Raw genomic sequence first — 25067 nt, 5'->3', positions numbered from 1 at the left:
GTCAGCCCTCGATCTGGCTCGGCCCGTAGTGTCGCAGCTCGATGATATGGCCGTCCGGATCCTCCACATAGACGAGGTCTGCCAGACCTCTTGCGCCCCAACGGCGGTACGGACCGTCGGCGGTCTCGAACCGACCCGACCCCACGAGCGCATACATGTCGGTTGGCTCGATCTCGATGCAGAAGTGCGAAACGTTCGTTCCGGTCGCCGCATGCCTGCCGTCCAGATCGATGATGGCGCCGGGGCAGATCTCCACCGACGGGAATGGCACGGTGCCGGCGCGGAATTCATCCAACCGGTGCACCAGGAAGCCGAACTTCTCGACATACCACTGGACAGACGTTTCGGGGTCACGTACACGCAGCACGATGTGGTCGAACTGTTTGACGGTCACGGCGCCCATGCCGGTGGCGGCGATGTGTGAGTATGTGGAAGTCACGAAGTATGTTGTATCCAAAGATTGTTACCGCCTACGGCACAGCCAATTACGGGTACGTTTCAGCCGGGCGGGTCACCGGCCCGGCGTGTACTGTCCTGGTAATACAGTGCTTCGTATCCAATAGCCAGTGACTCGCCACCCGGGGGTTCGCCAAATGTCTTCCATCGGAAGCCGACATCGGTCCCTGCGCACCGAGACCGTCGACGAATTACGGCGGCTGATCCTCGACGGCGAGTTGGCGCCGGGTGAGCGGCTGAACGAGTTCAGTATCTCCGAACGGCTTGGCGTGTCACGCTTTCCGGTGCGGGAGGCGTTCCGGCGACTCGAGGCGGAAGGACTCGTCGAGTCCCTGCCCCGGCGCGGCGTTCGAGTGGTCGAACTCGACCAGCACGAGCTCGAGGTGGTGCGGGAAATGCGGGTCGCGCTCGAACTGATCGCCGTACGCCACACCGTCAACCGGTTCACCGCGGACGAGCAGTCAAGGCTGCGCAGGATTCTCGACGAGGGACAGCGCGCCGCCGAGGCGGGCGACGACACCCAACTCGACGAACTCAACGAAGAGTTCCACGCCGCGCTGGGCGAGGGCGCCGGCTCGCGGTTTCTCGCCGAGACGCTGCGCGCCGTGCGAAACCAGTCGCACCACCTTGTCGGCGGCAAGAGCACGGCGGTGGGCAGCTCGTGGGACGAGCATGCCGCGATCCTCCGGGCGGTGCTCGACGCCGACGCCGAGCTGGCAATGATGTTGATGCGCAGGCATCTCACCAATCGCCATGCGAATCAAGGCGGTGCCCACCCCGATGGTGCGTCCTAGCCGCCGAAGCCGAAGAACCGGGTGTGCGCGGGCAAGCTGCGCTGCGGACCCACATATCGGTGCGACGCGACGACGAATTCGGTACTCCGGCGCAACGCCATTCGCTCGAATGCCCGGTCTTCGAACCGCGCCGCCACCTCGTCGGCGTGGGCCAGCTGGGCGCCGTAACTCGACCACACGACGATGCCGCCCGGCCGGCACAATGCGGTGGCGGCGTCGACGGTGCGCTCGGCGTCGTCCAGGTCGATGTTCGCGAACACCCCGCACAGCAGCACCAGATCTGCTGGCACAGAACCGATGTAGGAGTCGGTGGTTCCGGCGTCGGCGATCACGACTTCGACGTCGACGAGGTCGGTACTGCCAAGAGCCGCGGTAAGAAATGATGCGTTGAGCGGATCGAGTTCAATCATGCGGGCGCCGACATCGCGGCCGCGCGGGTGATGGATCAGCACGGGCAGCAGGTCGCGCGCCTGCCCCGCACACGCACTCACCGCCGTGAGCGGACCCGCGGGCGCTCGGTCGAGGGCGGCAATGATCAATTCCTGCACTACTTCGAGCCGATCGGTGTCGGGCGAATGCAGATCGTCGTATTGGGAGTGCCACTGATACCAGCGTGTTGCGGGGAGCGTCACCCCTGCCCGGCCTCCAGGCTCAACCGTTGCAGGCGGTCTTGCGCGGTTCCCTCGATCACGCACTCGAGTTGGCGCGCGTTGAGCGCCGCCATGCCGTCGATCGCTTTCGCCGCCAGATGCTCGGCCTCGAATGCCGCCATCGACTCGAACTCTGCTTCCAGGACGAGATGGTGCAACCCTCCGAACGCCGGCGACCAGATGGCATAAGGCATCAGCCCGGCTTGAATCCGCAAGGCGTTCTTCTCTTTTTCGGCACCCACGAAGTCGGCGAGAGTGCCGAACTTCAAATTACGCAGGATCTGATGACGATAGCTCACGGCTCACTCCGCTCAGGGGGTATCGATGTGCGGTACGGCGACCCAGCCTTTGTCGTACGGCGTGGTGAAGAAGTTGTGCACCCGCATGTGCGAGATCAGCCACTGGCCGTCGACACGGCGAAAGTCGTTGTCGTATGAGCCGGCTATCCACAACGGCTGATCGCCGCGGTAAGTGCAGGCCTGGAAGTACATGAACTGTCCGCGAGCGGTGTCACCCGAAAGCTGCACAGCGGGATTGGTGACGAAGTGCGCCGAGAACGGCATGCGCTCGACGTTGCGATCGAACTTCTTGACAAGTGCTGCCGTGCCCTCCGCCGCCCACCCGGGATTTCCGTGCGGCCCGACGCTCTGCCATTTGCCGTCTTCGGTGAAAAGCCGGGCGACCTTGTCCCCCTTGCCTTCTTTCGCATCGGCAGCGCTCATGTAGCTGACCATCAGCCCGCGGATGGCCTCTCGAGACTCCAGATCGTCCAACCGTGCGAGCAACGCGGTCAGCTCCACGGAGGAAACGGCGGTGGTTTCAGACATCGACGGTGAGTGCCTTTCGGTAACGCTCGATCAGCCATTGGTTGAGCTGCGGAATGTTCGATTCCAACCAGGACAGCGGTCCGCGAGGTGCGTAGCGGGAACGCAGGCCCTGCTGGAGTGCGGCGGTCGTCACGGCGTCCTGATGAATGGCCAGCGCCTTGCGCTCCATGAACCGCTCGTACGCCTCGTGGAAACCGGGTTGCTCGACAGCGGATTTCGGGTAGAGATTCACCCGCCGCAGGTCCATCGAACCGGGGCCGGTCGGGTGGATCATCGCGAGCTGGACGAACGTGGGCTGAAGGATGCTGAACAACATGGGCGGTATCGAGGCGAACATCACCCGTTTGCGCTGTTCCTCGGTGAGACCGGGAATGATCGATGTCGTGCGCTTGCCGTCGGTGCTCGCCAGGCCGGCGTTCTCGTCCAGCAGATAGGTGGGATGCATGACTTGGCCGTCGCCTTCCCCGAAGTCGTAGAACCGCGCGTTCTTCGCGGGCGCCGCCTCGTGCACGCCTCGGTGCACGTAGCTGGTGTGGTAGGGCTCCAGAGCGTTGTCGTGATGAATCTTCCAGTTCCACGCCTGATTCGGGAACACCTGAGCCGGCAGCGCGATCAGGTCCTCGATCCCGAAGGTCGACAGTTCCTCGTCCATCCGGGCAACGGTCGGCGCGAGCGGTGCGGCGTTGTCGTCGAAGTTGATGAAGACCAGTCCGTGGAATATCTCGTGTCGGATCTGAGGAAGACGGATCGTCTCACGCAACCGCTTGACGGGCACGGTCTCGGTCATCGATGGCGCGGCCACCAGACAACCGTCGAGCCCGTACTGCCAATTGTGGTACGGGCACACCATTCTCCTGGTGTTGATGCACCCGCTGTCGGCACCGCGGTCTTCGGCGGCCAAACCCCCGAACAGCGGTTGACCGCGGTGCTGACATACCGCTGACATGACGCGAACATCTCCGGAGAGGTCGCGAAGCATCACGATGGGCTCGTCAATGATGGTGAGCGGCAACTGATCCCCGGGCTCGGGAATCTCGTTGACATGACCGATGCACAGCCACTCCCGCGCGAAGATGGCTTCTTTCTCGAACTCCCAGAAGTCGTCGCTGGTGTAGACCTCGGGCGGAAGCAGCCTGGCCGTCGCCACCGGATCGGTGCACCGGTCGACGTCGTCCAAAACCCTTCTCGCCGCTTCGATTGCACGAGAACTGAGTGACCTCGGCACGGATGGCGCTCCTTCCAAAGGATGTTGGATCCAAGCTATCCGCCGGGTGTTACCACGCGGTCACGTCATGTCACGGCCAGGAAAAGCCATTGACCGGCGCGAGGTTTGACGAACCACCGGCACGTTGACCCGCGGAACATGACGTAGCGCGGCCACGCGCGCGTGACGGCGCTTCGCATCTTGTATCCAACCGCCCCTGAATAATCAGTTGTGAGTCCGCGCGCAGACAGGCAGAGTCTGCTCGTGCTCATCCGGCGTGCCACCCCCGACGACAGATCAGCGCTGCGAAACGTGCACAACGCGGCGTTCGCGTCCGACGCAGCGACACAGTCGGTTGAGGCCACTCTGGTCGACCAATTGGGCGCGGCGGGCGACAGCATCCCGGCACTGTCCCTGGTCGCCGAAATCGACGGCGCTGTCGTCGGCCACGTGCTCGGCAGCCGCGCCCATCTCGACGGCAGGCCGTCACTGGCACTCGGGCCGCTCGGTGTGCTGCCCACCCACCAACGGCACGGCGTCGGCTCAGCCCTCATGCATGCCGTCCTGGCGGCGGCCGACGCACTCGGCTTCCCCGAAGCCGTCCTCCTCGGCGACCCCGCGTACTACTGCCGGTTCGGATTCCGGCCCGCACCGCCGCTCGGCGTCCGCCCGCCCGTCGAGGAATGGGCCGAACACTTTCAGATCCGGACACTCACGTCGTGGACGCCCGATCGGCAGGGCACATTCCGTTACGCGCCGGCATTCGACGACATTTGAAATTCCGGGCGCTACCCCAGCGCAGGCTCTGACGAATCGATACGCCCGTTGCTGCTGATGGTCAGATTGTCCGGGCTCACTTCATAGCGCGCGCCGTCGGCCGGATTGACGGCAACGAATCCGTCGCCGGAACGCACCGCATTCGCGATTTCCAGATTCGCGCCGTCACTGAGCCGCTCACCGCGGTAATAGAAGCTGTTCGGCCCGGTCTGGCAGATCACCGCGAGTGACGTCGCGGTCCGGATCATCACGGCGGGTGAACTGTCGGAGTCACACCGCGCCGTGTGCCCGACGAAACCCTGGGCGTCGGTACCGCTCGGGGCATCCGTCGGTGTCGTCGTGGTGGTGGTCGTCGACTCCGCTGACGGCTCGCTCGTCGTGGCCGGTGGCACCGACAACGGTGTCTGGCGCGTCGCAGCACTGTCGTCGCCGCCACTGGCCAACATCGATGCCAGGACCGCCGCCACGCCGAACAGGACAACCGTCGCGACCACGAGCATCAGCTGGGTCCGCGTGAGCCGCGACTTGCGCGGCCCCGGCTCCGGAGCCCGAGCCGGCTGCGGTGGCGATGGCGGCGCCGGTGGATACGGCGTGTAGCCCGTGTGGTCCGGGTTCGGATAGACCGACGAGAACTGCCTGGTGTTGCGCGGCGGTGGCGTCGGAGGCGGCGTGACGGCAGGTATCACGGGGATGGCAGGCGCGGGCCTCGTCGGAGCCTCCTCGGCGGCGGCCGCCTTGGCGGCGCCCGGCGACGCGGCCTCACGAGCCGCTTTGGCCAGTTCACCCGCGGTCGCGAACCGCGCCGTGGCCTCCTTGGCCATGCCTACCGCGATGACGTCGTCGAACGCGCGCGGTATCCCGCGCCGCATGATGCTCGGCCGCGGCGGCGCCGCGAACATGTGGGCGCTCATGAGCTGGCGGAGATCGCCGGTCTCGAACGGCGGCCTGCCGATCAGCGATTCGTACAGCAGGCACGTCAGCGCATAGATGTCGGCCGACGGACCGACCGGTCCCCCGGAGAATCGTTCCGGGGCCATGTAAGCACTCGAGCCGATGAGCACGCCCGTCATCGTGACGCTGGCCTCACCGCCGACATGGGCGATACCGAAGTCGACGAGGTAGGCGAAGTCGTCGGTGGTCAGCAGCACGTTCTCCGGCTTGATGTCGCGGTGGACCAGCCCGTCGGCGTGCGCGGCGTCCAGCGCGGCGGCCACCTGCGTGATGATCGACGCCGCCCGCACCGGTTCGAGGGGTCCGTTCGACCGCAGGAGTTCCTTCACGCTGGCGCCCTCGACCAGGCGCATGTCGATGAACAGGACGCCGTCGATCTCGCCGAAGTCGTGGACCGGGATCACGTGCGGTTCCTGCAGCCGGGCCGCCACCCGCGACTCGCGCCGGAACCGGGCCTGAAAGCTCGGATCGGCCGCGACCTCGGGACGCAGGAGTTTGACGGCGACCATGCGTTCTTTCACCGTGTCGTAGGCGCGGTACACCTCGCCCATTCCGCCCATGCCGATCAGCGACCTCAGCTCATAGGGCCCGAAGCGGGTGCCGAGGCGTGATGCGCCATTGGGCGGGGCCATTGCACGATCCTTTCAGCCCGCCTGGCTCGCGTGAGGCCACCGTCCAAGGAGCGTCATCGGTGACGCTTCCCGCATAGCCAGACGGACGTGGTGTCGCGACACAGTTCTCCAAGCCCCGGGCGGGCCGGGCACGCGGTGGTCTCGGTGACGAGGATAGATGGGTTTCGCCCCGGTCTTCGAAACCACCGCGGCAACCACCGCGGCCGGGCCGTCAGCCGAACGACGAATGCGGTGCGCCGATACCCGGGTCGATCTTGACCGGCCCGGCCGCCGACGGGGCGACCGGGAAGTCGAAGATCGCGGTCGGGATGTAGACGGTCGCGCAGGCGTTGGGGATGTCGACGACGCCGGACAGCCTGCCTTCGATGGGCGCCGCTCCGAGCAGCAGATATGCCTGCTCGGGGCTGTAGCCGAACTTCGTCAGGTAATCGATCGCGTGCAGGCAGGCCCGCTGGTAGGACAGGTGCGAGTCGAGGTAACGCTGCTCGCCGTCCAGGGTGACCGAGGTGCCCGAGAACGCCAGCCATTCCGAGTACTGCGGATCGGTGTTGCCGGGCATGAAGATGGCGTTCTCGCTCACGCCGTAGGTCTCCATGCCGCCGGGGATCACGTCGACCCGCAGATCGATGAACCCGCCCATCTCGATCGCGCCGCAGAATGTGATCTCACCGTCGCCCTGCGAGAAGTGCAGATCGCCGACCGACAGGTTCGCCCCGTCGACGAACACCGGATAGAACACCCGGCTGCCCTTGGTGAGGTTCTTGATGTCCTGGTTGCCGCCGTTCTCACGCGGCGGCGCGGTGCGCGCGGCTTCGGCGGCGGCCTTGGTGAACGCGTCGCCGGTCAACCCGCCGAGGATCGCGTCCTGCGGCTCGGGCGGCAACGCCAGCGGCGGCACCCGGTCGGGATCGGTCGCGATGAGCGCGGCCTCGCGCGTGTTCCAGGTCGACAGCAGCTTCGCCGACGGCGCGGTTCCCATCAGACCGGGATGCACGATGCCGGTGAACTCGACGCCGGGGACGTGCCGCGATGTGGCGTGCTGGCCCGAGAAGTCCCAGATCGCCTTGTAGGCGTCGGGGAACTGTTCGGTGAGGAAGCCGCCGCCGTTCTGCGTGGGGAAGATGCCGGTGTAGCCCCAGCCCTGTCCGGCGAGCGGGCCGGAATCCTCCTGCGGGATGGGGCCGACGTCGAGGATGTCGACGATCAGCAGATCACCCGGCTTGGCGCCTTCGACCGCGATCGGGCCCGACAACACGTGCACGGTCGTCAGCGGCGCGTTGAGAATGTCGTCGGCGGAATCGTCGTTGACGATCGCGCCGTCGAACCATTCCCGGCAATGCACGCGGAATGAGTCGCCTTTCTTGACCGTCACCGCCGCGGGGATATCCGGATGCCACCGGTTGTGGCCGAGCTTTTCCTGTTCCGTGAATTTCTTGGTCGAATCGAGTGGGAAAACGACGTCTGGCATTGAATCCTCCTTCAGGGCCGGGGCAGCTTTTGATGAAGTGGGTTGGTGGTGATTTTCTGTCGACGCGTGGCCGGTGCCGGTGCCGCGACGACGGCGGGCTTGTCGGCCGTGGCACGGGTCGCGTCCTGAAGTGCCATCGCACTACTGCTCCCGCGCCCGAGACTCGGAGCGCCGATCGTTCTGCGGGCGGGCCCCGAACACGTCGGGCACTCGATCGCGTCGGGTCGAGAACTCATCGAATACAGCTGCTTCGTGGTGCCACAGCCGGACTGACATCGAAATGCGTAGAGAACCAACAGCTTTCCTCCGTTGCGGTGAGAACGCATGCAACAGTACCGATATGTGCAGGTGTTGGCGCGGCAGTTCGAGAAAAAACTTCCATCTGAAACTGATTTGTTGCCCGGCGGGCGCTGCGGCGCGGGGTGACCACCAATGACCCACGCGCTGCGGTAGCTTCACGCACAGCCGGGCAAACAGTCGACAGACCGGAGAAGTCCAGTGAACGATCTGAAGCCGTTTACGCCATCGATCGACTGGAGCGACGAACTACTCCACTCGCTCGTGTGGCTGGTCGAAGCATGGACGATCGCGGCACTGTGCACATTCGCCGTCCTGACGATCCTTGCCAGGTACACCACATGGGGCCGGCAGTTCTGGGCCGTCACCGGGGCGTATTTCACCGGCCGCGACAGCGTCAAACCATGGCTGCTACTCAGCGCGATGCTGCTGTCGGTCATCATCGGCGTGCGACTGTCGGTGCTGTTCAGCTACCAGAGCAACGACCTGTATTCGGCCGCGCAGATCGCCGTGCAGGGCTTCGCGACCGGCAACCAGGCCGTGAAAGACTCAGGGGTACGCGGCTTTTGGATTTCGCTGCTGATCTTCTCGGCGCTCGCGGCAATCCTGGTCACGCGGGTTCTCATCGATTTGTTCATGACCCAGCGCTTCATGCTGGCCTGGCGGACCTGGCTGACCGACCGGCTCACGGGCGACTGGCTCGACGGTCGCGCCTATTACCGGACCCGGTTCATCGACCAGACCATCGACAATCCCGATCAGCGTATCCAGTCCGACATCGACGTGTTCACCGCCCTTTCCGGGCCACAACCCAACACCCCGCACCAGACCAGCAACGGCACACTGCCTTTCGGCGCCATCTCGTCGATCGTCTCGGTCATCTCGTTCACGTCGATCTTGTGGAACCTGTCGGGGGATCTGAACGTGTTCGGCGTCGAGGTCCCGCGGGCGATGTTCTGGTCGGTGTTCGTCTACGTCGCATTCGCGACGGTCATCGCGTTCTGGCTGGGCCGCCCACTCATCCGGCTGTCGTTCAACAACGAGAAGTTCAACGCCGCCTTCCGCTACGCACTGGTGCGGTTGCGCGACGCCGCCGAATCCGTGGCGCTCTATCGCGGCGAGAAGGCCGAACGCCTGCAACTGCGTGAACGATTCGCGCCCGTGGTCGCCAACTACAAACGCTTCGTCAACCGAACGATCGTGTTCACGGGTTGGAACCTGTCGATGAACCACATCATCATCCCGCTGCCGTGGCTGCTGCAGGCGCCCCGACTGTTCGCCGGCCAGATCCAGCTCGGCGCCGTCACGCAATCGGTGACGGCCTTCGGCGCCATCCAGGACGCGCTGTCGTTCTTCCGCAATTCCTACGACACGTTCGCCGGCTACCGCGCGTCCATCATCCGGTTGCACGGCCTCGTCACCGCCAACGCAGAGAGCCGCGATCTACCGAGGGTCACGGTGACCGAAAACCGCGACAGCGTCATCGAACTCGACGACATCGACGTGTGCAATCCGGCCGGGGAGCCGTTGGTCAACGACCTCAACCTGGCCCTCGATCCCGGCAACGCGATGATCATCACCGGCGAATCGGGCACCGGTAAGACGACACTGCTGCGCAGCCTCGCCCAATTGTGGCCCTACTCGTCCGGCACGATGCGCTGCCCACAGGGCGAGAACGAGACGTTGTTCCTGTCGCAGCTGCCCTACGTCCCGCTCGGGGATCTGCGAACCGTGGTGTCCTATCCCCACGAACCGGGCGACATCCCGGATGACGCGCTACGCGAAGCGCTCCTGGCGGTCGCGCTCCCCCGCTATGTCGACCGGCTGTCGGAGGTCAACGACTGGGCCAAGGTGCTCTCCCCCGGCGAACAGCAACGCATCGCGTTCGCCCGGGTTCTGCTGACCAAACCGAAGGCGGTGTTCCTGGACGAGGCCACCTCCGCGCTCGACGAGCCGCTTGAGTTCATGATCTACGGTTTGGTGCGACGTGAACTCCCCGACACCGTGTTCGTCAGCGTCACCCACCGCACGACGGTCAACAAACATCACGACCAACGGCTGGAACTGCTCGGCGGCGGGCAATGGCGATTGGGAACCATCGACGACGAGGAACCGGTTCCGGTGTAGGGAACGCTCTTTCGGGTTCGCCGGGCACAGACGCCGTCCGGATACCAAGATGGCTGTCATGGACCACATCACCTTCACCCCGACCGTTGAGCAGCTGAACTACACCTTCGGGGGCGCCGAGCCCGTCATGCGCATCAAGCCGGGGACCGTGCTGACGTTGTGGACCGAAGATGCCTACGGCGGGCGGATCACCAGCCGCGACAGCGTGGCGACCGTGGCCCTCGACACCGAAGATCTCAATCCGCAGACCGGTCCGTTCTGGATCGAGGGCGCCGAACCGGGTGACACTCTCGCGGTCCACCTGGTCGACCTCACGCCTGCCCGGAGTTGGGGCGCGTCGACCCTGATCCCGTTCTTCGGTGGCCTGACCAGCATTCCGGTCAGCCCGACACTGCAGGAGGCCCTGCCGGAGCGCACGTGGATCTACGAATACGATTCGGCCGCACACACTCTGGCGTTCTCGGCGCACGGCAGCGATTTCGAGCTGGCGCTGCCGGCCAACCCGATGCTGGGCACCGTCGGTGTCGCGCCCGCGCGCCGCGAGGTGCGCAGCTCCCTGGTGCCCGACGCGTTCGGCGGCAACATGGACACGCCCGAGATGACCGCCGGTGCCACGTGTTATCTGCGGGTCAATGTCGAAGGGGCGCTGTTCTCGCTCGGCGACGGGCACTACCGGCAGGGCGAAGGCGAATCCTGCGGCACCGCGGTCGAGGGCGCGATGAACGTCACCGCGATCGTCGAACTCATCAAAGGCGGTGGCCCGGCCTGGCCGCGGCTGGAGACCGACACACATCTCATGGCCATCGGTTCGGGCCGCCCGCTGGAGGAAGCGTGGCGCGCCGGTCAGGTCGAGATGATCCATTGGCTGGGCGAGCTGTACGGCCTGGACCGCCTCGATGCCTACCAGTTGTTGACCCAGATATCGCAGGTGCCGATCGCCAACGTCGTCGACGTCAACTACAGCGCCGTCACCAAAATCGACAAACGGCTGCTGCCCTCCGCCGCCGCCTACGGCGGCGTCCACCACGAATTACGCAGTGCTGCAAAAGCACTGGGCACCATCTCCTACTGAATCCGCTAACGCGTCGAAGGGACGAACATGGATCTCGGATTGTCGGGCAAGCGTTTCGCGGTGACCGGTGGCACCCGTGGCATCGGCCGCGCGGTCGTCGAGGGACTGCTGGCCGAGGGCGCCGTCGTCGCATACTGTGCGCGCACTCCGGACGCTGTCGCCGAAGCGCAGGCCGAGCTGACCGCCGGCGGGGCCACCGCGGTCGGCAGCGCGGTGGACGTCGGCGATGCCGCGGCCGTGACGGAATGGGTATCGGGCGCCGTCGACACGTTCGGCGGGCTGGACGGTGTGGTCGCCAACGTGAGCGCGCTCGCCATCCCCGAAAGCGCGGAGAACTGGCGAACCAGTTTCGAGGTGGACCTGATGGGCACGGTGAGTCTCGTCGACGCCGCGCTCCCCCATCTGGTGGCGAGCGGCGCCGGCTCGATCGTCACGGTCTCGAGCGTTTCGGGTCGTGAGATCGACTTCGCCGCGGGACCGTACGGGACGTTCAAGGCCGCGATCATCCACTACACGCAGGGCCTGGCCTACAACCACGCCGGCAAAGGCGTGCGGGCCAACAGCGTGAGCCCCGGCAACACCTACTTCCCGGGCGGCGTGTGGCCGTCGATCGAGGAGAACAATCCCGAGCTCTTCGCGGCCGCGCTCGCCCTCAACCCGACCGGCCGAATGGCCACCCCGCAGGAGGTGGCCAACGCCGTGGTGTTCCTGAGCAGTTCGGCGGCGAGCTTCATCACCGGAACCAACCTCGTCGTCGACGGCGCGCTGACCCGCGGAGTGCAGTTCTGACGGGTCCCGCGAGGGAGGGAGTCCGGCCGGCCCGTCGCGGCGTCTACTATGTCGGAAATCACGAACGCGTACTCGCATGACTGCCGCGCGAGACTCCGACCGACCACCAAGGGTTCCTGATGGCCGATTCCACCGACAGTCCCGCTGCGCGCGATAAGCACACCGGGATCGCCCGGTGGATCCGCCGGCTCGCCATTCCGATCATCGTCGGCTGGATCGCGCTCGTCGCCGTCCTGAGCGTCTCGGTGCCCCAGCTCGAAGTCGTCGGCCAGATGCGGTCGGTGTCGATGAGCCCCGACGACGCGCCGTCGATGATCGCGATGAAACGCGTCGGCGAGGTGTTCGAGGAGTTCAAGTCCGACAGCTCGGCGATGATCGTGCTCGAAGGCGAACAGCCGCTCGGCGACGATGCGCACCTGTTCTACAACGACATGATCGACAAGCTCGAGGCCGACACCAAGCACGTCGAGCACATCCAGGACTTCTGGGGCGACCCGCTGACGGAGGCCGGGGCGCAGAGCAACGACGGCAAAGCGGCCTATGTACAGGTCTATCTCGCGGGCAACATGGGCGAGACCCTGGCCAACGAGTCGGTGCAGGCCGTTCAGGACCTCGTCAAGAGCCTGCAACCGCCGCCAGGCGTCAAGGTTTTCGTGACGGGCGGCTCGGCGCTCGCCAACGATCAGCAGCTCGCAGGCGACCGCAGCGTGCGCATCATCGAGATGGTCACGTTCGCGGTGATCATCACGATGCTGCTGCTGGTGTACCGGTCGATCATCACCGTGCTCCTCACGCTGTTCATGGTGGTGGTCTGCCTGCAGGCAGCGCGCGGTGTGGTGGCCTTCCTCGGCTACTACGAGTTCATCGGCCTGTCGACGTTCGCCACCCAGCTCCTCGTGACACTCGCGATCGCGGCTTCGACCGACTACGCGATATTCCTGATCGGCCGATACCAGGAAGCGCGAACCGTAGGTGAGGATCGCGAGCAGTCGTACTACACGATGTTCCACGGCACCGCGCACGTGGTGCTGGGCTCGGGCATGACGATCGCCGGCGCGACACTGTGTCTGCATTTCACCCGGCTGCCCTATTTCCAGACCCTCGGCATCCCGATGGCGGTCGGCATGGTGGTCGCCGTGGTCGCGGCGCTGACGCTGGGGCCCGCGGTGATCACCGTGGCCAGCCGGTTCGGCAAAGTCCTCGAACCCCGCCGCGCCATGCGGATCCGCGGTTGGCGACGGCTGGGCGCGTTCGTGGTCCGCTGGCCGGGACCGGTCCTGTTGGCCACCATCCTGTTGTCGCTGATCGGGCTGCTCACGCTGCCCGGCTATCGCACCAACTACAACGACCGCAATTACCTGCCCGACAACCTGCCCGCCCAGGAAGGCTTCGCGGCCGCCGAGCGGCATTTCTCACCGGCCAAGATGAACCCCGAGTTGCTGCTCATCGAGACCGACCACGACGTTCGTAACTCGGCCGACTTCCTGGTGATCGACAAGATCGCCAAAGCCGTGTTCGGCGTGCCCGGAATCGGAAGCGTTCAGGCGATCACGCGTCCGCAGGGCGAGCCCCTCGAGTTCAGCACGATCCCGGCGCAGATGAGCATGGGCGGGGTCAACCAGACGATGAACCGCAAGTATCAGCTGGACCGCGCGAACGACATGCTGCTGCAGGCCGACGAGATGCAGAAGACCATCGAGCTCATGGACCAGATGATCGGGCAGATGGAGCAGATGTCGGCGATCACGCTGAGCATGGTGGGCAAAACCCACACGATGGTCGAAGACATCAAGGAACTGCGCGACCAGATCGCGAATTTCGACGACTTCCTCCGACCGCTGCGCAACTACCTGTACTGGGAACCGCACTGCTTCAACATCCCGATGTGCCAGGCGATGCGGTCGGTGTTCGACGGCCTCGACGGTATCGACACCATGACCGAGAGCGTTGAGCAGTTGCTCCCCGACATGGACAAGCTGGCCGAGTTGATGCCTCAGATGGCGTCGATGATGCGGCCGCAGATCGAGACCATGAAGACGATGAAAACCATGATGCTGACGATGCATCAGACCCAGAAGGGTCTGCAGGATCAGCAAGCCGCGATGTCGGAGAACCAGACGGCGATGGGTAAGGCGTTCAACGACGCCAAGAACGACGACACGTTCTACCTGCCACCCGAGATCTTCAACAACGCCGACTTCAAGCGCGGTATGAAGAGCTTCATCTCCCCCGACGGAAAAGCGGTGCGGTTCATCATCTCTCACGAGGGTGACCCGCTGACGCCGGACGGCATCAAGCTCATCGACCAGATCAAGCTGGCGGCCAAGGAAGCCTTGAAGAACACCCCGTGGGAGGGGTCCAAGATCTACGTGGGCGGCACCGCCGCGGCCTTCAAGGACATGCAGGAAGGCAACAACTACGACCTCATCATCGCCGGCATCTCCGCACTGTGCCTGATCTTCATCATCATGCTGATCATCACCCGCAGCGTCGTGGCGGCGGCAGTGATCGTCGGTACCGTGCTGGTGTCGCTCGGCGCGTCGTTCGGTTTGTCGATTCTGGTGTGGCAGCACATATTAGGGATCGAATTGCACTTCATGGTCATGGCCATGGCCGTCATCGTGCTGTTGGCCGTGGGTGCCGATTACAACCTGTTGCTGGTGGCGCGGCTCAAAGAGGAACTGTCGGCAGGCATCAACACCGGCATCATCCGGGCCATGGGCGGCAGTGGTTCGGTCGTGACGGCCGCCGGTCTGGTGTTCGCGTTCACCATGATGTCGATGGTGGTCAGCGAGATGACCGTGGTCGCGCAGGTCGGGTCGACGATCGGCCTCGGTCTGCTGTTCGACACGTTGGTGATCCGCTCGTTCATGACACCGTCCATCGCGGCTTTGATGGGCCGCTGGTTCTGGTGGCCACAGCTCGTGCGCACCCGGCCGGCACATGGTGTGGTGGCGCGGGCGTTGGAGCGGTCGGGGACCTAACGCGCGACCGCAGCGGCGATCAGGAGTCCGGCAGCGGCGTCGACGCGTGAGCGGTCCTTCGTGACCAGGGCGTCCTGGCACAACCCGCGTAAACCCGAGACCACCAGCGTCGCGCGCGCCGCCGCCTCGTCGCCGTAGCCGATTGCGCGCAGCGCCAGGGAGATCGGCTCGACCATCACGTCGACGGCATCCCGGGCGGACGGGCCATAGGTCTCGGGATCCGTGACGGCCAGGCTGAGAACCTGCAGCAGAAGGCGCACACTGCGATGCTCCGCACCGCGGGTCAGCTCGCGCCACAAGTTCCTTGCGGCTTCGACGAATTCAGTCGGCGTGGTGACGTCGTGGAACATCTCCCCCAGCCGCGGGCGGCTCGCGTCGAGCGCCTGCGCCAGCAACTCGGCGCGATCGCCGAAGTAGTACAGCAGCATGCGCTTGCTCGTGCCCAGCGCCTGCGCCATGGGAGCCAGTGACATGTCACCGATCCCGCGCTCCTCGAGGTAGCCGACGACCGCCTGCAACAACTCCTCACGTTTGGCGGGATCAGGGGTGCGGGCCATCCCTTGACCGTACCGATCGGTACATCTATAGTCAATCATGTATCGATCGGTACATTTTTGAAATTGGGAGGACCCATGTCCGGTTTGAGGGTGGCCGTCGTCGGCGCCGGTATCGGCGGGCTTACTGCTGCAATCGCCCTGCGCGCCAACGGGATCGACGCAACCGTGTACGAGCAGGCGCACGAGCTCAAGGCGCTCGGCGCCGGCGTCGCCATCGCGACGAACGGGTCGCGGATCTTGACGCGGCTCGGCATGGGGAGCACTTTGGCGGAGATCGCCGGACCGGTGACGCACTATCAGTTCCGCACGTGGCGAGCCGAGCCGGTCGCCGGCGAGCCCTCGACCCTGTCGTTCGGGGACCCGGCGCGGACGTGGTTCCTACATCGCGGCGAGTTCCAGAAGGCGCTCGCCGACGCGCTGCCACCCGACGCAGTGAAGCTGGGCCGATCCTGCGTCGGCGCCCGCGAGCACCGTGACGGGGTGCAGGTCGAATTCGCCGACGGCACAACGGCCGACGCCGACCTGCTGGTCGGCGCCGACGGCATTCATTCCCGCCTGCAGGGAACGGTCACTCGCGCCACCGAACCGGTGAGCGAAGGCATCATGGCCTATCGCGGACTGATCCCCGCCGACCGACTGCACGGAATTGCCGATTTGGACGCCAGCGCGATGTGGCTCGGGCCGCGGCAGAGCTTTTTGGCTTATCCGGTATCGGCCGGCCGGCTTCTCAACATCGTGGCCTTCGTTCCGACCAATCTGACCGTTGCCGAATCCTGGACCGCGCCGGGCGACGTCTCCGAGCTGGCGGCCGCATACCGCGGCTGGGATCCGCGCGTGTCGGCGATCATCGACGCCATGGATTCCACGTTCCGCTGGGGAATCTATGACCGCGAACCGCTCGACCGGTGGTCCTCAGACCGGATCACCCTGCTGGGCGACAGCGCCCACGCCGTCACACCACACCTCGGCCAGGGCGCCAATCAGGCCATCGAGGATGCGATCACATTGGCCACGGTCGTGCGGGGCGCCCGGCCCGATGATGTCGCGGCGCGGCTGCGTCGCTATGAAGAATTGCGGATGGGGCGTACCGCCCAGGTCCGCCGCCAGGCCCGCGCCGCCGGGCGCATCTACCGCTCGACCGATCTCACGCCGCGGGAACAGGCGGACGAGCTTCAGGCGATACTCGACAGCGTCGCCATCAACACCTATGACGCCGAGAGCGCAGCGTTGGTCGCGTGACGGCTCGCGGCTGTGATAAAGATCCCTCGCCCATGGGATTCGGCGACACTTAGGTTAGGCTAAGCTGCTCGAACGCTCAATGACGAGAGTCCCATTGTCGCACCATGGGCGCCGTACACACGGCGCGGGGGTTGAGGAGAACGCGTCTGAACGGCCTGTATGACCCGGACCAGGAGAAGAGCAGCTGCGGCGTCGGCTTCCTGACCCGCAAGGACGGTGTCCAGACCCACGAGGTCATTCGCAAACTGCACGAGGCCCTGTGCGCGGTACCCCACCGCGGCGGAATGTCCTCGGAAGGCGTGGGTGACGGCGCCGGCGTGAACCTCGATCTGTCGCTGCGGTTCTTCAGCCATCTCACCGGCCGCGCAGACCTGCGGCCCGGGCAGTTCGGCGTCGGCAATTTCTTCTTGCCCAACGATGCCGCTTTCCACGCCGAGGCCGAAGCGGTCATCGAGAACGCGCTGCACGCACAAGGTTTCGCCATTCTCGTCAAACGAGATGTCCCCGTGGACAATTCGGCGATCCGCCCGGCGGCGATCAAGTATCAGCTGCCCATCCGGCAGTGGGTTTTCGTACCCGAATCCGGCACCATATCCGACGTCAAGATCCACGACGCGCTGATGGCGATCGAGGCGGTCGCCTACACCCGGCCCGAGATGCTGGGGCTCTACCCCCTATCGCTGAGCGCACGCACCCAGGTGCTGAAGGGGCGGCTCAACTCGAACGAAGTAGTGCCGTACTTCAGCGATCTCACCGATTCGCGCATGGAAGTGCACTCGATGTTCTTCCACACCAGGTTTTCGACGAACACCGCGCCGAACGCGATGATGGCACAGCCGTTCCGGTTCATGGCCCACAACGGCGAACTGAACACCGACAAGAAAAACCGCCTGTCGGACAACGCCATCGCGCGCGCCCGCAATCGCGCGATCGTCCGCCCGGTCGGGCAGTCCGACAGCTGTCGGCTGGACCAGACCCTGCAGAACCGCGTGCTCGAAGACGGGCTCGACCTCGTGACCGCTGTCGTCGCGATGATGCCGCCGGCCTGGGAGAACGACCCGACGTTGTCGCCGCAGGTGCGCGCGATGCTCGAGTACTTCAGCCTCTACGAGGAGAAGAACGACGGCCCCGCCGCGCTCATCTTCGGTGACGGCACGATCATCGGCGCACGCCTGGACCGGCTCGGTCTGCGGCCGTTGCGCACCGTCGAGACCGCGGACTATCTGGGTGTGATGTCCGAGGCCGGCCAGGTCTACTTCCCGCCACGAGACGTCATCAAGCGCGGGCGCATCGAGGCCGGCGGCATGCTCTACTACGACCACGCCGAGGGCCGGTCCTACTCCACCACCGAAGCACTGGAAAAGCTTGCGGCGCAGGCCGACTACCCGGCGATGCTCGCCGCCGCGCGCATCGATCTGCGCGATCTGCCGGCAGTGACACCCGAGAATCAACTCTCGCCGGCCCGCTACAACGGCGACCTCAACCGCCATCAGCGCTACGTCGCGTACTCGCTCAATCAGGAGAGCTTCAAATTCCTGATGGACCCGATGCTGGCGACGGGCCAGGAAAAGATCTCGGCGATGGGCTACGGCGCGGCGATCAATGCGCTGTCCAACCACGAAGGCGGTATCGCGCGGTACTTCTCGCAGCGATTCGCGCAGGTGACCAACCCGCCGCTGGACAGCATCCGCGAGGCCGACGGCATGACGCTACGGGTTGCGCTGGGCGCCAAGCCCAACAGCGGCGCCAAACCCGCACCGCAGATCGTCGTGCCCTCACCGATTCTCACCCACCTCGACATGCTCAAGATCCGCGACCAGCAGCACACACCGGTCCAGCGCTTCGGGATGCGGTACCTGGTCGACCTGCACGATCCCGCCGCGAACGCGAAGGCCCTCGTGCAAGCCATCGACGGGCTGTGCGACGAGGTCGAAGCGTTCGCACGGGAGACCGGCGGCATCGCGGTGATCTCGGACCGCCACGTCGAAAGCGGTCTTGCGGCAATGCCCCTGACCATCGTCGTGTCCGCGATCAATCAGCGGTTGATCGAAGAAGGGCTCCGGCTTCGGGTTTCGGTGATCGCCGAGAGCGGTCAGGTGTGCTCGTCGCACCACATCGCGACGGTGCTGGGGTTCGGCGCGTCGGCCGTGTATCCGCTGGCCGTGCAGATGCGTGCCGAGGAGAAGTTCGGCACAGCCGACGACGAGAGCACCGTGGCGGCCTTCAAGCGCTTCGCCAAGGCGGCTGAGAAGTCGCTCATGAAGACCATGGGCCGCGTCGGCCTGTGCACAGCCGAAAGCTATATCGGCGGTGAGTTTTTCGAGCCCAGCTATCTCGACACGGGCGACCCGGTGTTGCGCCGCTACTTCCCCAATGTCATCTCCCCCGTCGCCGGGGTCGGATTCGCGACACTGGCCGACACCGTCGCCGAGTGGCACGCTCGCGCGCTCGCGGTGACCGGCGAGAAGGATGTGCCGCTGCTCGGCCTGTTCAAGGAACGCGCCGAGGGTGCGGGGCACTCGTACGGGACGACGGCGGTCCGTGGATTCGTCGACATGACCGAGGAGTCCATCTCCTTCGGCGACGAAGCCCGGCCGGAGAACCCCGACATGGCCGACCCCGCATACCTGCGCGGACTGCCGCTGCACCAGCTCGCAGGTGCGTTCGGCCTCGACGACGACGCGTACCGCAACAACAGCTTCGACGAGCTGACCCCGCGGGCGATCAACAGCTTCGACATCACGCCGGGCTACCGCAACTTCGTGTTCGCGATGAACACCGAGCGCACGCGTCGGCCCGCCGCGCTACGCGACGTGCTGGCCCTGCCCGCCGACGTCAACTTCGTGCACACCGCCGACGAGTTCCGCTCGGAGATGGGTCAATTCGCGCGGTTCGGGAACAACGATTTCCAGGTGCGCGGCCTGACGTGTGTCCAGGCAGGTGACGAGTTCACCCTGCGCCTGCACCACGGCCCCGAACGTCTCGCTGCGCTCCTGGAGTCGCTCGTGCAGCGGTTCGGCGACGACATCGGTGAGAGCGAGATCGTCGGCGACCGACTGCGATTGCGGGCGAGCGGCGAGGCCGGCGACTATCTCGCGAACATCCGGACGGCGCCCGACTCGATCCCGCTGTCATCGGTGCAACCCGCGAGCGAGATCACCGCCACTCTGGCATCGGGCGCCATGAGCCATGGTGCGCTGGTGGCCCAGGCCCATGAGGCCGTCGCGCACGGCACCAACATGGTGGGCGGTCTGTCCAACTGCGGTGAGGGCGGTGAGCACATCACCCGCTACGGCACCATCCGCGGATCTCGGATCAAACAGTTCGCCTCGGGACGCTTCGGGGTGTGGGCGGGTTATCTTGCCGACCCGATGTTGCGGGAACTCGAAATCAAGATCGGTCAGGGCGCCAAACCCGGTGAAGGCGGCCAACTCCCGGCTCCGAAGGTGACCGTGCAGATCGCGGCCGCGCGCGGCGGAACGCCCGGCGTCGAGCTCGTCTCGCCGCCGCCGCACCACGACACGTACTCGATCGAGGATCTCGCCCAGCTCATCCACGACTGCAAGGCCGCCCGCGTTCGGGTGATCGTCAAACTCGTGTCGTCGGAGGGCATCGGCACCATCGCCGTCGGCGTCGCGAAAGCCGGCGCCGACGTCATCAACGTCGCGGGCAACACCGGTGGCACCGGTGCGGCGGCCGTCACGAGCCTCAAGTACGCGGGCCGGTCCGCCGAGATCGGTATCGCCGAAGTGCATCAGGCCCTGTGTGTCAACGGTATCCGTCAGAAGGTGGTGCTGCGCTGTTCGGGTGCCCACCAAACCGCGAGCGACGTGGTGAAATCCGCGCTGCTGGGTGCCGACAGCTTCGAGTTCGGCACCACCGCACTCATGATGCTCAAGTGCGTCATGGCCAAGAACTGCAACATCAAGTGCCCCGCGGGGCTGACCACGAACGCCGAGGCGTTCGAGGGTGATCCGCGCGCGCTCGCGCAGTATCTGCTCAACATCTCCCACGAGGTCCGAGAAATCCTCGCTACGCTCGGCCTGCCGTCGCTGCGCGCCGCCCGAGGGCGCAGCGATCTGCTGCACCTGCTCGACCACCCATCGAGTATCGGCAGGCTCGACCTGCGTGCCATGCTCGCGGTGGCCGACGAGTTCGTGGTCGACGAGCCGATCTACATGGAGAAGGACTACTCCGTCGACGACATGTTCTTGAGCCGGCTGAACTTCGCCGGAGTGGCCATGGCCCCGGTGCAGCTGACCAACCAGAACAAGAGCGTCGGCGGACAACTCGCCATCGACATCGAACGCCTGCTCAACCATGGCGGCGCCGACGGTCCGGTCACCGGATCGGCAATCGCGACCGACCACCGCGGCCGGCGCTACCTGCTGCCCGACAGCGTCACCATCACCACGACCGGTTCGGCAGGTCAGAGCTATGGCGTGTTCTGCAACGACGGGATGACCCTGCGGCACACCGGAACATGCAACGACGGAGTCGGAAAGAGTGCGTGCGGCGGCACCATCGTCGTCCGCTCACCCGGCGGCGGTACGGCCGCGCCGGGCGGCAATGTGCTCATCGGGAACTTCGCCCTGTTCGGCGCATCCGGTGGCCGGTTGTTCGTCGAAGGTGAGGCAGGCGATCGCTTCGCGGTCCGCAACTCCGGCGCCACCGCGGTCGTCGAGGGCGTCGGCGAATTCCTGTGCGAGTACATGACCAACGGTGCGGTGTTCAACATCGGCGGATTCGGCAAGGGCGTCGCCAACGGGATGAGCGGCGGTTTCCTCTACCAGTACGATCCGGCCGGCGAACTGGCATCGAAGGTCAGCGCGGACTCCGCGCTCGTCGCCCCGATCACCGAGGCGCCGTTCCACGAGGTCGCGGCCCGCACGATGCTGGAATGGCATGCCGCGGCAACAGGTTCCGTGAAAGCCCAACTGCTGCTCGATGGTTGGGAGAAGACGCGGCGCCACGTCGTCTATGTGATGCCCCGTGCACTGCTGCAATACCAGGATTCCGATGCGATCCTGGCCGCCAAGACCCGCAAGGAACTGCTCGACGAGCTGGCATCCTCGCTCGCGGGTTTTCAGGTGCACAAGTTCAAGCGCTCCTACCGCGATCAGCAGGTTGTCCTCGGCGGGTCGGTGCCCGGTTACGGCGACACCGACACCGAAGAGATGTTCGCGCTGCTCAACACCTACACGGTGCTCAACATGGCCCAGCAGCTCGCGCTGACGCGGCTGCCCGGCGTGACCGAGGTGACCGATCCGCGCGTCGGCAAGGCGGTGCGAAACCTCGTCCTCACCGAGGATTTCTTCCTGATCCAGAAACTGCAGAAGCACGCGCGCGAGGCCATCGACGCGTTCAGCGACGAAGACCTCGCGGTGCTGATCGCGAACAAGCGCATCACCGACTACAAGCAGGCACTGGCACAGCGCAACGTGCTGTCGACGGACAGCTTGGGCACGTATGGCTGGATCATGCACCAGGACGCGAAGAACATCGACAAGATCGGCCGCCTGCCCTCGTTCGAGGAATTGTTCGCCCATCAGGTGATGCCCGTCATCGCGGCGTCCTTCGCGGCCACCTCCACCCCAACGGACCACGTGAAGAGCGCATGAAGATCGCCTACATCCCCGAAGACGCCCCCTTCAACGAGGATCAGCGCGCCTGGATCTCCGGCTTCCTCGCCGGGCTGCACTCCCGCTTGGCGATGAATGTCGCACCTCCGCCCGTGGCGGTCGACAGCACCGCATCGCGCCCGCCACTGCGGATCCTCTACGGCACGCAGACCGGCAACGCCGAGGCCGTCGCGGCGGACACGGCAGCCGCCGCCAAGGCACAAGGCTTCGACGTGACGGTGAGCGGCCTGGACGAGATCGCACTCGACGAGTTCGTGGGGTTGCGCTACGTCTTGATCATCACCTCGACGTACGGCGAGGGCGAAATGCCCGACAACGCCGAATTGTTCTGGGAGGCTTTGTCTTCGACGCAAGCTCCGCGGTTGGAGGGCGTGTCGTACGGCGTGCTCGCGCTCGGTGACACGAGCTACGACGGTTTCTGCCAGGCGGGCAAGCTCATCGACACCCGGCTGGAGCAGCTCGGCGCCAGCCGGGTCGTCGGCCGCGCCGACTGCGATGTCGACTACGAGGCGCACGCCGCCGAATGGGTGCAGGGCGCGGTCGGTTCCCTCGTCACCCTGGCCGGGGCCAGCGGAACTCCCGGCACACCTCCGCCCAGCACGGTCGCGCGGTCCGGATGGACCCGCAAGAACCCGTTCCTCGCCGAACTCCCGGTCAACCGGGTGCTTTCGGGATCCGGCTCGGCCAAAGAGATCCGGCACTACGAATTCGCACTCGCCGACAGCGGTATCGGCTATGAAGCCGGTGACGCACTGGCGGTCGTGCCGGAGAACAGCCCGGCACTCGTCGAGGCCATCTGCGCGCATTTCCGGGTGTCGGTCGACACCGTCGTTGACGGCACGCCGCTCGCCGAACTGCTCGGCCACCGCTACGAGATCAGCACGCCGTCCAAGGACCTGCTGAGCGAGGTCGAGAGCCGTGCCGAGAACGAGGAGTTCTCGCATGCCCTGCGCGGCGGGGTCAAGGAGATCCTGGAACGCTGGCTCTACGGCAAGGACATCCTGGACATCCTGCGTATCGGCGGCGATTCGCTCAGCCTCGAGGAGTTCATCGCACTGTTGAAGCCGTTGCAGCATCGCGCGTACTCGATTTCGTCGAGTTCACTGGCCCACCCGGATCGGATTCATCTGACCGTCGCCAGTGTTCGCTACCACCGCAGCGGCCGTGAACGCGGCGGCGTGTGCTCGACATATTTGGCCGATCGCTGCGGGAGCGCGCGAATCTTCCTGCAGCCCAACAAGTCCTTTCGCGTGCCGGCCGACGACGTGCCGATGATCATGGTCGGGCCTGGGACGGGTATCGCGCCGTTCCGCGCCTTCCTGCAGGAGCGCGAACAGCGCGCGGCCGCCGGGCGCAACTGGCTGTTCTTCGGCGACCAGCATCGCGATCACGACTACATCTACTCCGACGAGCTCACCGCCTGGGAGGGTTCGGGTCTGCTCACGCGGCTGGATCTGGCTTTTTCGCGCGACCAGGCAGACAAAGTGTACGTACAGACCCGGATGCGCGAGAACGGCAAGGAACTGTTCGCCTGGCTGCAGGACGGCGCGCACTTCTACGTGTGCGGCGACGCGACCCGCATGGCCAAGGACGTCGACAAGGCGCTGCACGAGATCGTCGCGGAGCACGGCGGTCTCGGCGTCGACGACGCCAACGAGTACGTCAACACCCTCAAGCGCGAGAAGCGGTACGTACGCGATGTGTACTGACGGCCGACGTTGCGAAAATTGCCCCGCGAAGCGCCTTTCGGCAGGCGGCGGCGTCATCGCACGATCGCTTCCCGCGTTGGGCACGGTCGTGGCCGTCACCGCCAACGATGCCGCCCTGCTGAGCCACACCGGCGAGTATCTGGCACCGGCGCTACCCGGTGAAGCGCTGCGCTGCGGGGATGCCTACATCGGTCTGCGGCTGCATCCCGACCTCATCCGCGACACCTACCTCGCACCCCGCGCCCTCACGCTGGCCAGTGAAACCGGCACCCACCGAGCGTATTTCACTCCCCTGTCCGACGAACTGGCCATCCGCGCCCTGGAGCTCGCGCCGGCTGACGAACCGGAACCTGCTGAGGCCGTCGACTGGTCGGCCGTCAACTGGAGCGAGACCGACCAGCTCACCCACCTCGATACGCTGACCCCGGAGCGCTACCAGGTACTCCCGTTCACCGGTGCGCGCCAGGTCGATCCGCGAGTGATACCCCACTTGCTCGCGCATCTCGTCGACATGGACCTCCCGTTCACCATCGCCGTGCCCGCAGGCGGATGCGTACAACTGCATCGGGGCCGTGCCGCGATGTTCGATGCGGCGGGTGCACATTTCACGGTGATCTTCGGCGCCTGCCGCTACGCGATGGACCCGGCGTATGTCGCGGAATGCTGGGTCACCCAGGCATCCGGTGCGACGGGCCTGACTTCGGCGATCGAGCTCTATGACCACAGCAACCGGTGCGTCACCGTGATCACCCAAACCGGCGCCGTGTGCGAACACCTGCACGAGGCCTGGGAAGCGATCGCGGCGTCGTTGCCGGCGTGTGACGGGTAGTGCTGCGCCACACCGTGGGCCAGCAACCCGATGCCACCTGGCCCGCCGCCCCCAACATGGCTC

The 25067-nt window shown here is 65.6% G+C and carries 18 protein-coding genes; 10 read left to right on the top strand and 8 right to left on the bottom strand.

Going from position 1 to position 25067, the window contains the following annotated elements; genetic code table 11:
• Window position 1 precedes the first annotated feature (1 nt).
• The gene (locus tag ACOI2T_RS13165; RefSeq protein ID WP_409501540.1) at window positions 2–439 is read right to left on the bottom strand and encodes a VOC family protein; all 438 of its coding nucleotides are present in this window, start codon (window positions 437–439) and stop codon (window positions 2–4) included.
• 154 nt (window positions 440–593) lie between these two features.
• On the opposite strand from ACOI2T_RS13165, the gene ACOI2T_RS13160 reads away from it, so the two are divergent.
• Entirely contained in the window at window positions 594–1250 is a 657-nt protein-coding gene (locus tag ACOI2T_RS13160) for a GntR family transcriptional regulator (RefSeq protein WP_067852203.1), read from the top strand.
• Here ACOI2T_RS13160 and ACOI2T_RS13155 read toward each other — a convergent pair.
• Genes ACOI2T_RS13155 through ACOI2T_RS13140 form a run of 4 tightly spaced genes read right to left on the bottom strand, consistent with a single transcriptional unit; the run spans window position 1247 to window position 3952 of the window.
• The gene (locus ACOI2T_RS13155) at window positions 1247–1882 is read right to left on the bottom strand and encodes a class I SAM-dependent methyltransferase (RefSeq protein WP_409501539.1); all 636 of its coding nucleotides are present in this window, start codon (window positions 1880–1882) and stop codon (window positions 1247–1249) included. The two genes, ACOI2T_RS13160 and ACOI2T_RS13155, sit on opposite strands and share 4 nt — an antisense overlap.
• On the bottom strand, window positions 1879–2199 hold the full coding sequence (locus ACOI2T_RS13150; RefSeq protein WP_409501538.1) for a hypothetical protein: 321 nt from the start codon (window positions 2197–2199) through the stop codon (window positions 1879–1881). Before ACOI2T_RS13150 ends, ACOI2T_RS13155 begins: the two co-directional genes overlap by 4 nt.
• 12 nt (window positions 2200–2211) lie before the next feature.
• Entirely contained in the window at window positions 2212–2727 is a 516-nt protein-coding gene (locus ACOI2T_RS13145; RefSeq protein WP_409501537.1) for a nuclear transport factor 2 family protein, read from the bottom strand.
• Window positions 2720–3952, bottom strand: a complete 1233-nt coding sequence (locus ACOI2T_RS13140; protein WP_409501536.1) for an aromatic ring-hydroxylating oxygenase subunit alpha — start codon at window positions 3950–3952, stop codon at window positions 2720–2722. The genes ACOI2T_RS13145 and ACOI2T_RS13140 overlap by 8 nt, the downstream gene beginning before the upstream one ends.
• Window positions 3953–4195: 243 nt before the next feature.
• Here ACOI2T_RS13140 and ACOI2T_RS13135 point away from each other — a divergent pair, with 243 nt between their 5' ends.
• Window positions 4196–4708, top strand: coding sequence for a GNAT family N-acetyltransferase (locus ACOI2T_RS13135; protein ID WP_409501535.1), 513 nt, complete (start codon window positions 4196–4198; stop codon window positions 4706–4708).
• A gap of 11 nt (window positions 4709–4719) precedes the next feature.
• Here the strand turns inward: ACOI2T_RS13135 and ACOI2T_RS13130 are convergent, their stop codons facing one another.
• Window positions 4720–6291 (bottom strand): serine/threonine-protein kinase, encoded by a 1572-nt coding sequence (locus tag ACOI2T_RS13130; protein WP_409501534.1) that lies wholly within the window; start codon window positions 6289–6291, stop codon window positions 4720–4722.
• Between the two features lie 211 nt (window positions 6292–6502).
• Window positions 6503–7759, bottom strand: a complete 1257-nt coding sequence (gene fmdA, locus ACOI2T_RS13125) for a formamidase (protein WP_067852189.1) — start codon at window positions 7757–7759, stop codon at window positions 6503–6505.
• Between the two features lie 498 nt (window positions 7760–8257).
• Between fmdA and ACOI2T_RS13120 the strand changes: the two genes are divergently transcribed.
• From ACOI2T_RS13120 to ACOI2T_RS13105, 4 genes are all read left to right on the top strand, one after another.
• A complete protein-coding gene (locus ACOI2T_RS13120) occupies window positions 8258–10183 on the top strand; it encodes an ABC transporter ATP-binding protein/permease (protein ID WP_409501533.1) in 1926 nt (641 codons plus the stop codon).
• A gap of 58 nt (window positions 10184–10241) precedes the next feature.
• A complete protein-coding gene (locus tag ACOI2T_RS13115) occupies window positions 10242–11255 on the top strand; it encodes an acetamidase/formamidase family protein (protein WP_067852185.1) in 1014 nt (337 codons plus the stop codon).
• 27 nt (window positions 11256–11282) lie between these two features.
• Window positions 11283–12044, top strand: coding sequence for an SDR family NAD(P)-dependent oxidoreductase (locus ACOI2T_RS13110; protein WP_409501532.1), 762 nt, complete (start codon window positions 11283–11285; stop codon window positions 12042–12044).
• 119 nt (window positions 12045–12163) lie between these two features.
• Window positions 12164–15028 (top strand): MMPL/RND family transporter, encoded by a 2865-nt coding sequence (locus ACOI2T_RS13105; protein ID WP_409501531.1) that lies wholly within the window; start codon window positions 12164–12166, stop codon window positions 15026–15028.
• Here ACOI2T_RS13105 and ACOI2T_RS13100 read toward each other — a convergent pair.
• A complete protein-coding gene (locus ACOI2T_RS13100; protein WP_409501530.1) occupies window positions 15025–15585 on the bottom strand; it encodes a TetR/AcrR family transcriptional regulator in 561 nt (186 codons plus the stop codon). The two genes, ACOI2T_RS13105 and ACOI2T_RS13100, sit on opposite strands and share 4 nt — an antisense overlap.
• Window positions 15586–15669: 84 nt before the next feature.
• Between ACOI2T_RS13100 and ACOI2T_RS13095 the strand changes: the two genes are divergently transcribed.
• The 4 genes from ACOI2T_RS13095 (at window position 15670) to ACOI2T_RS13080 (ending at window position 25004) form a co-directional block, all read left to right on the top strand.
• Window positions 15670–16824 carry an FAD-dependent monooxygenase gene (locus tag ACOI2T_RS13095; RefSeq protein ID WP_409501899.1) on the top strand — a complete coding sequence of 385 codons (1155 nt, stop codon included), beginning with the start codon at window positions 15670–15672 and terminating at the stop codon, window positions 16822–16824.
• Between the two features lie 104 nt (window positions 16825–16928).
• Window positions 16929–22445 carry a glutamate synthase-related protein gene (locus ACOI2T_RS13090; protein WP_409501529.1) on the top strand — a complete coding sequence of 1839 codons (5517 nt, stop codon included), beginning with the start codon at window positions 16929–16931 and terminating at the stop codon, window positions 22443–22445.
• The gene (locus ACOI2T_RS13085) at window positions 22442–24175 is read left to right on the top strand and encodes a diflavin oxidoreductase (protein ID WP_409501528.1); all 1734 of its coding nucleotides are present in this window, start codon (window positions 22442–22444) and stop codon (window positions 24173–24175) included. The genes ACOI2T_RS13090 and ACOI2T_RS13085 overlap by 4 nt, the downstream gene beginning before the upstream one ends.
• The gene (locus ACOI2T_RS13080) at window positions 24165–25004 is read left to right on the top strand and encodes a ChuX/HutX family heme-like substrate-binding protein (RefSeq protein ID WP_409501527.1); all 840 of its coding nucleotides are present in this window, start codon (window positions 24165–24167) and stop codon (window positions 25002–25004) included. Before ACOI2T_RS13085 ends, ACOI2T_RS13080 begins: the two co-directional genes overlap by 11 nt.
• Window positions 25005–25067 lie beyond the last annotated feature (63 nt).

It is taken from the genome of Mycolicibacterium wolinskyi str. Jessa 2025, assembly GCF_049241375.1.
Lineage (GTDB): Bacteria > Actinomycetota > Actinomycetes > Mycobacteriales > Mycobacteriaceae > Mycobacterium > Mycobacterium wolinskyi.
This window is presented reverse-complemented; position numbering and strand designations above follow the sequence as displayed.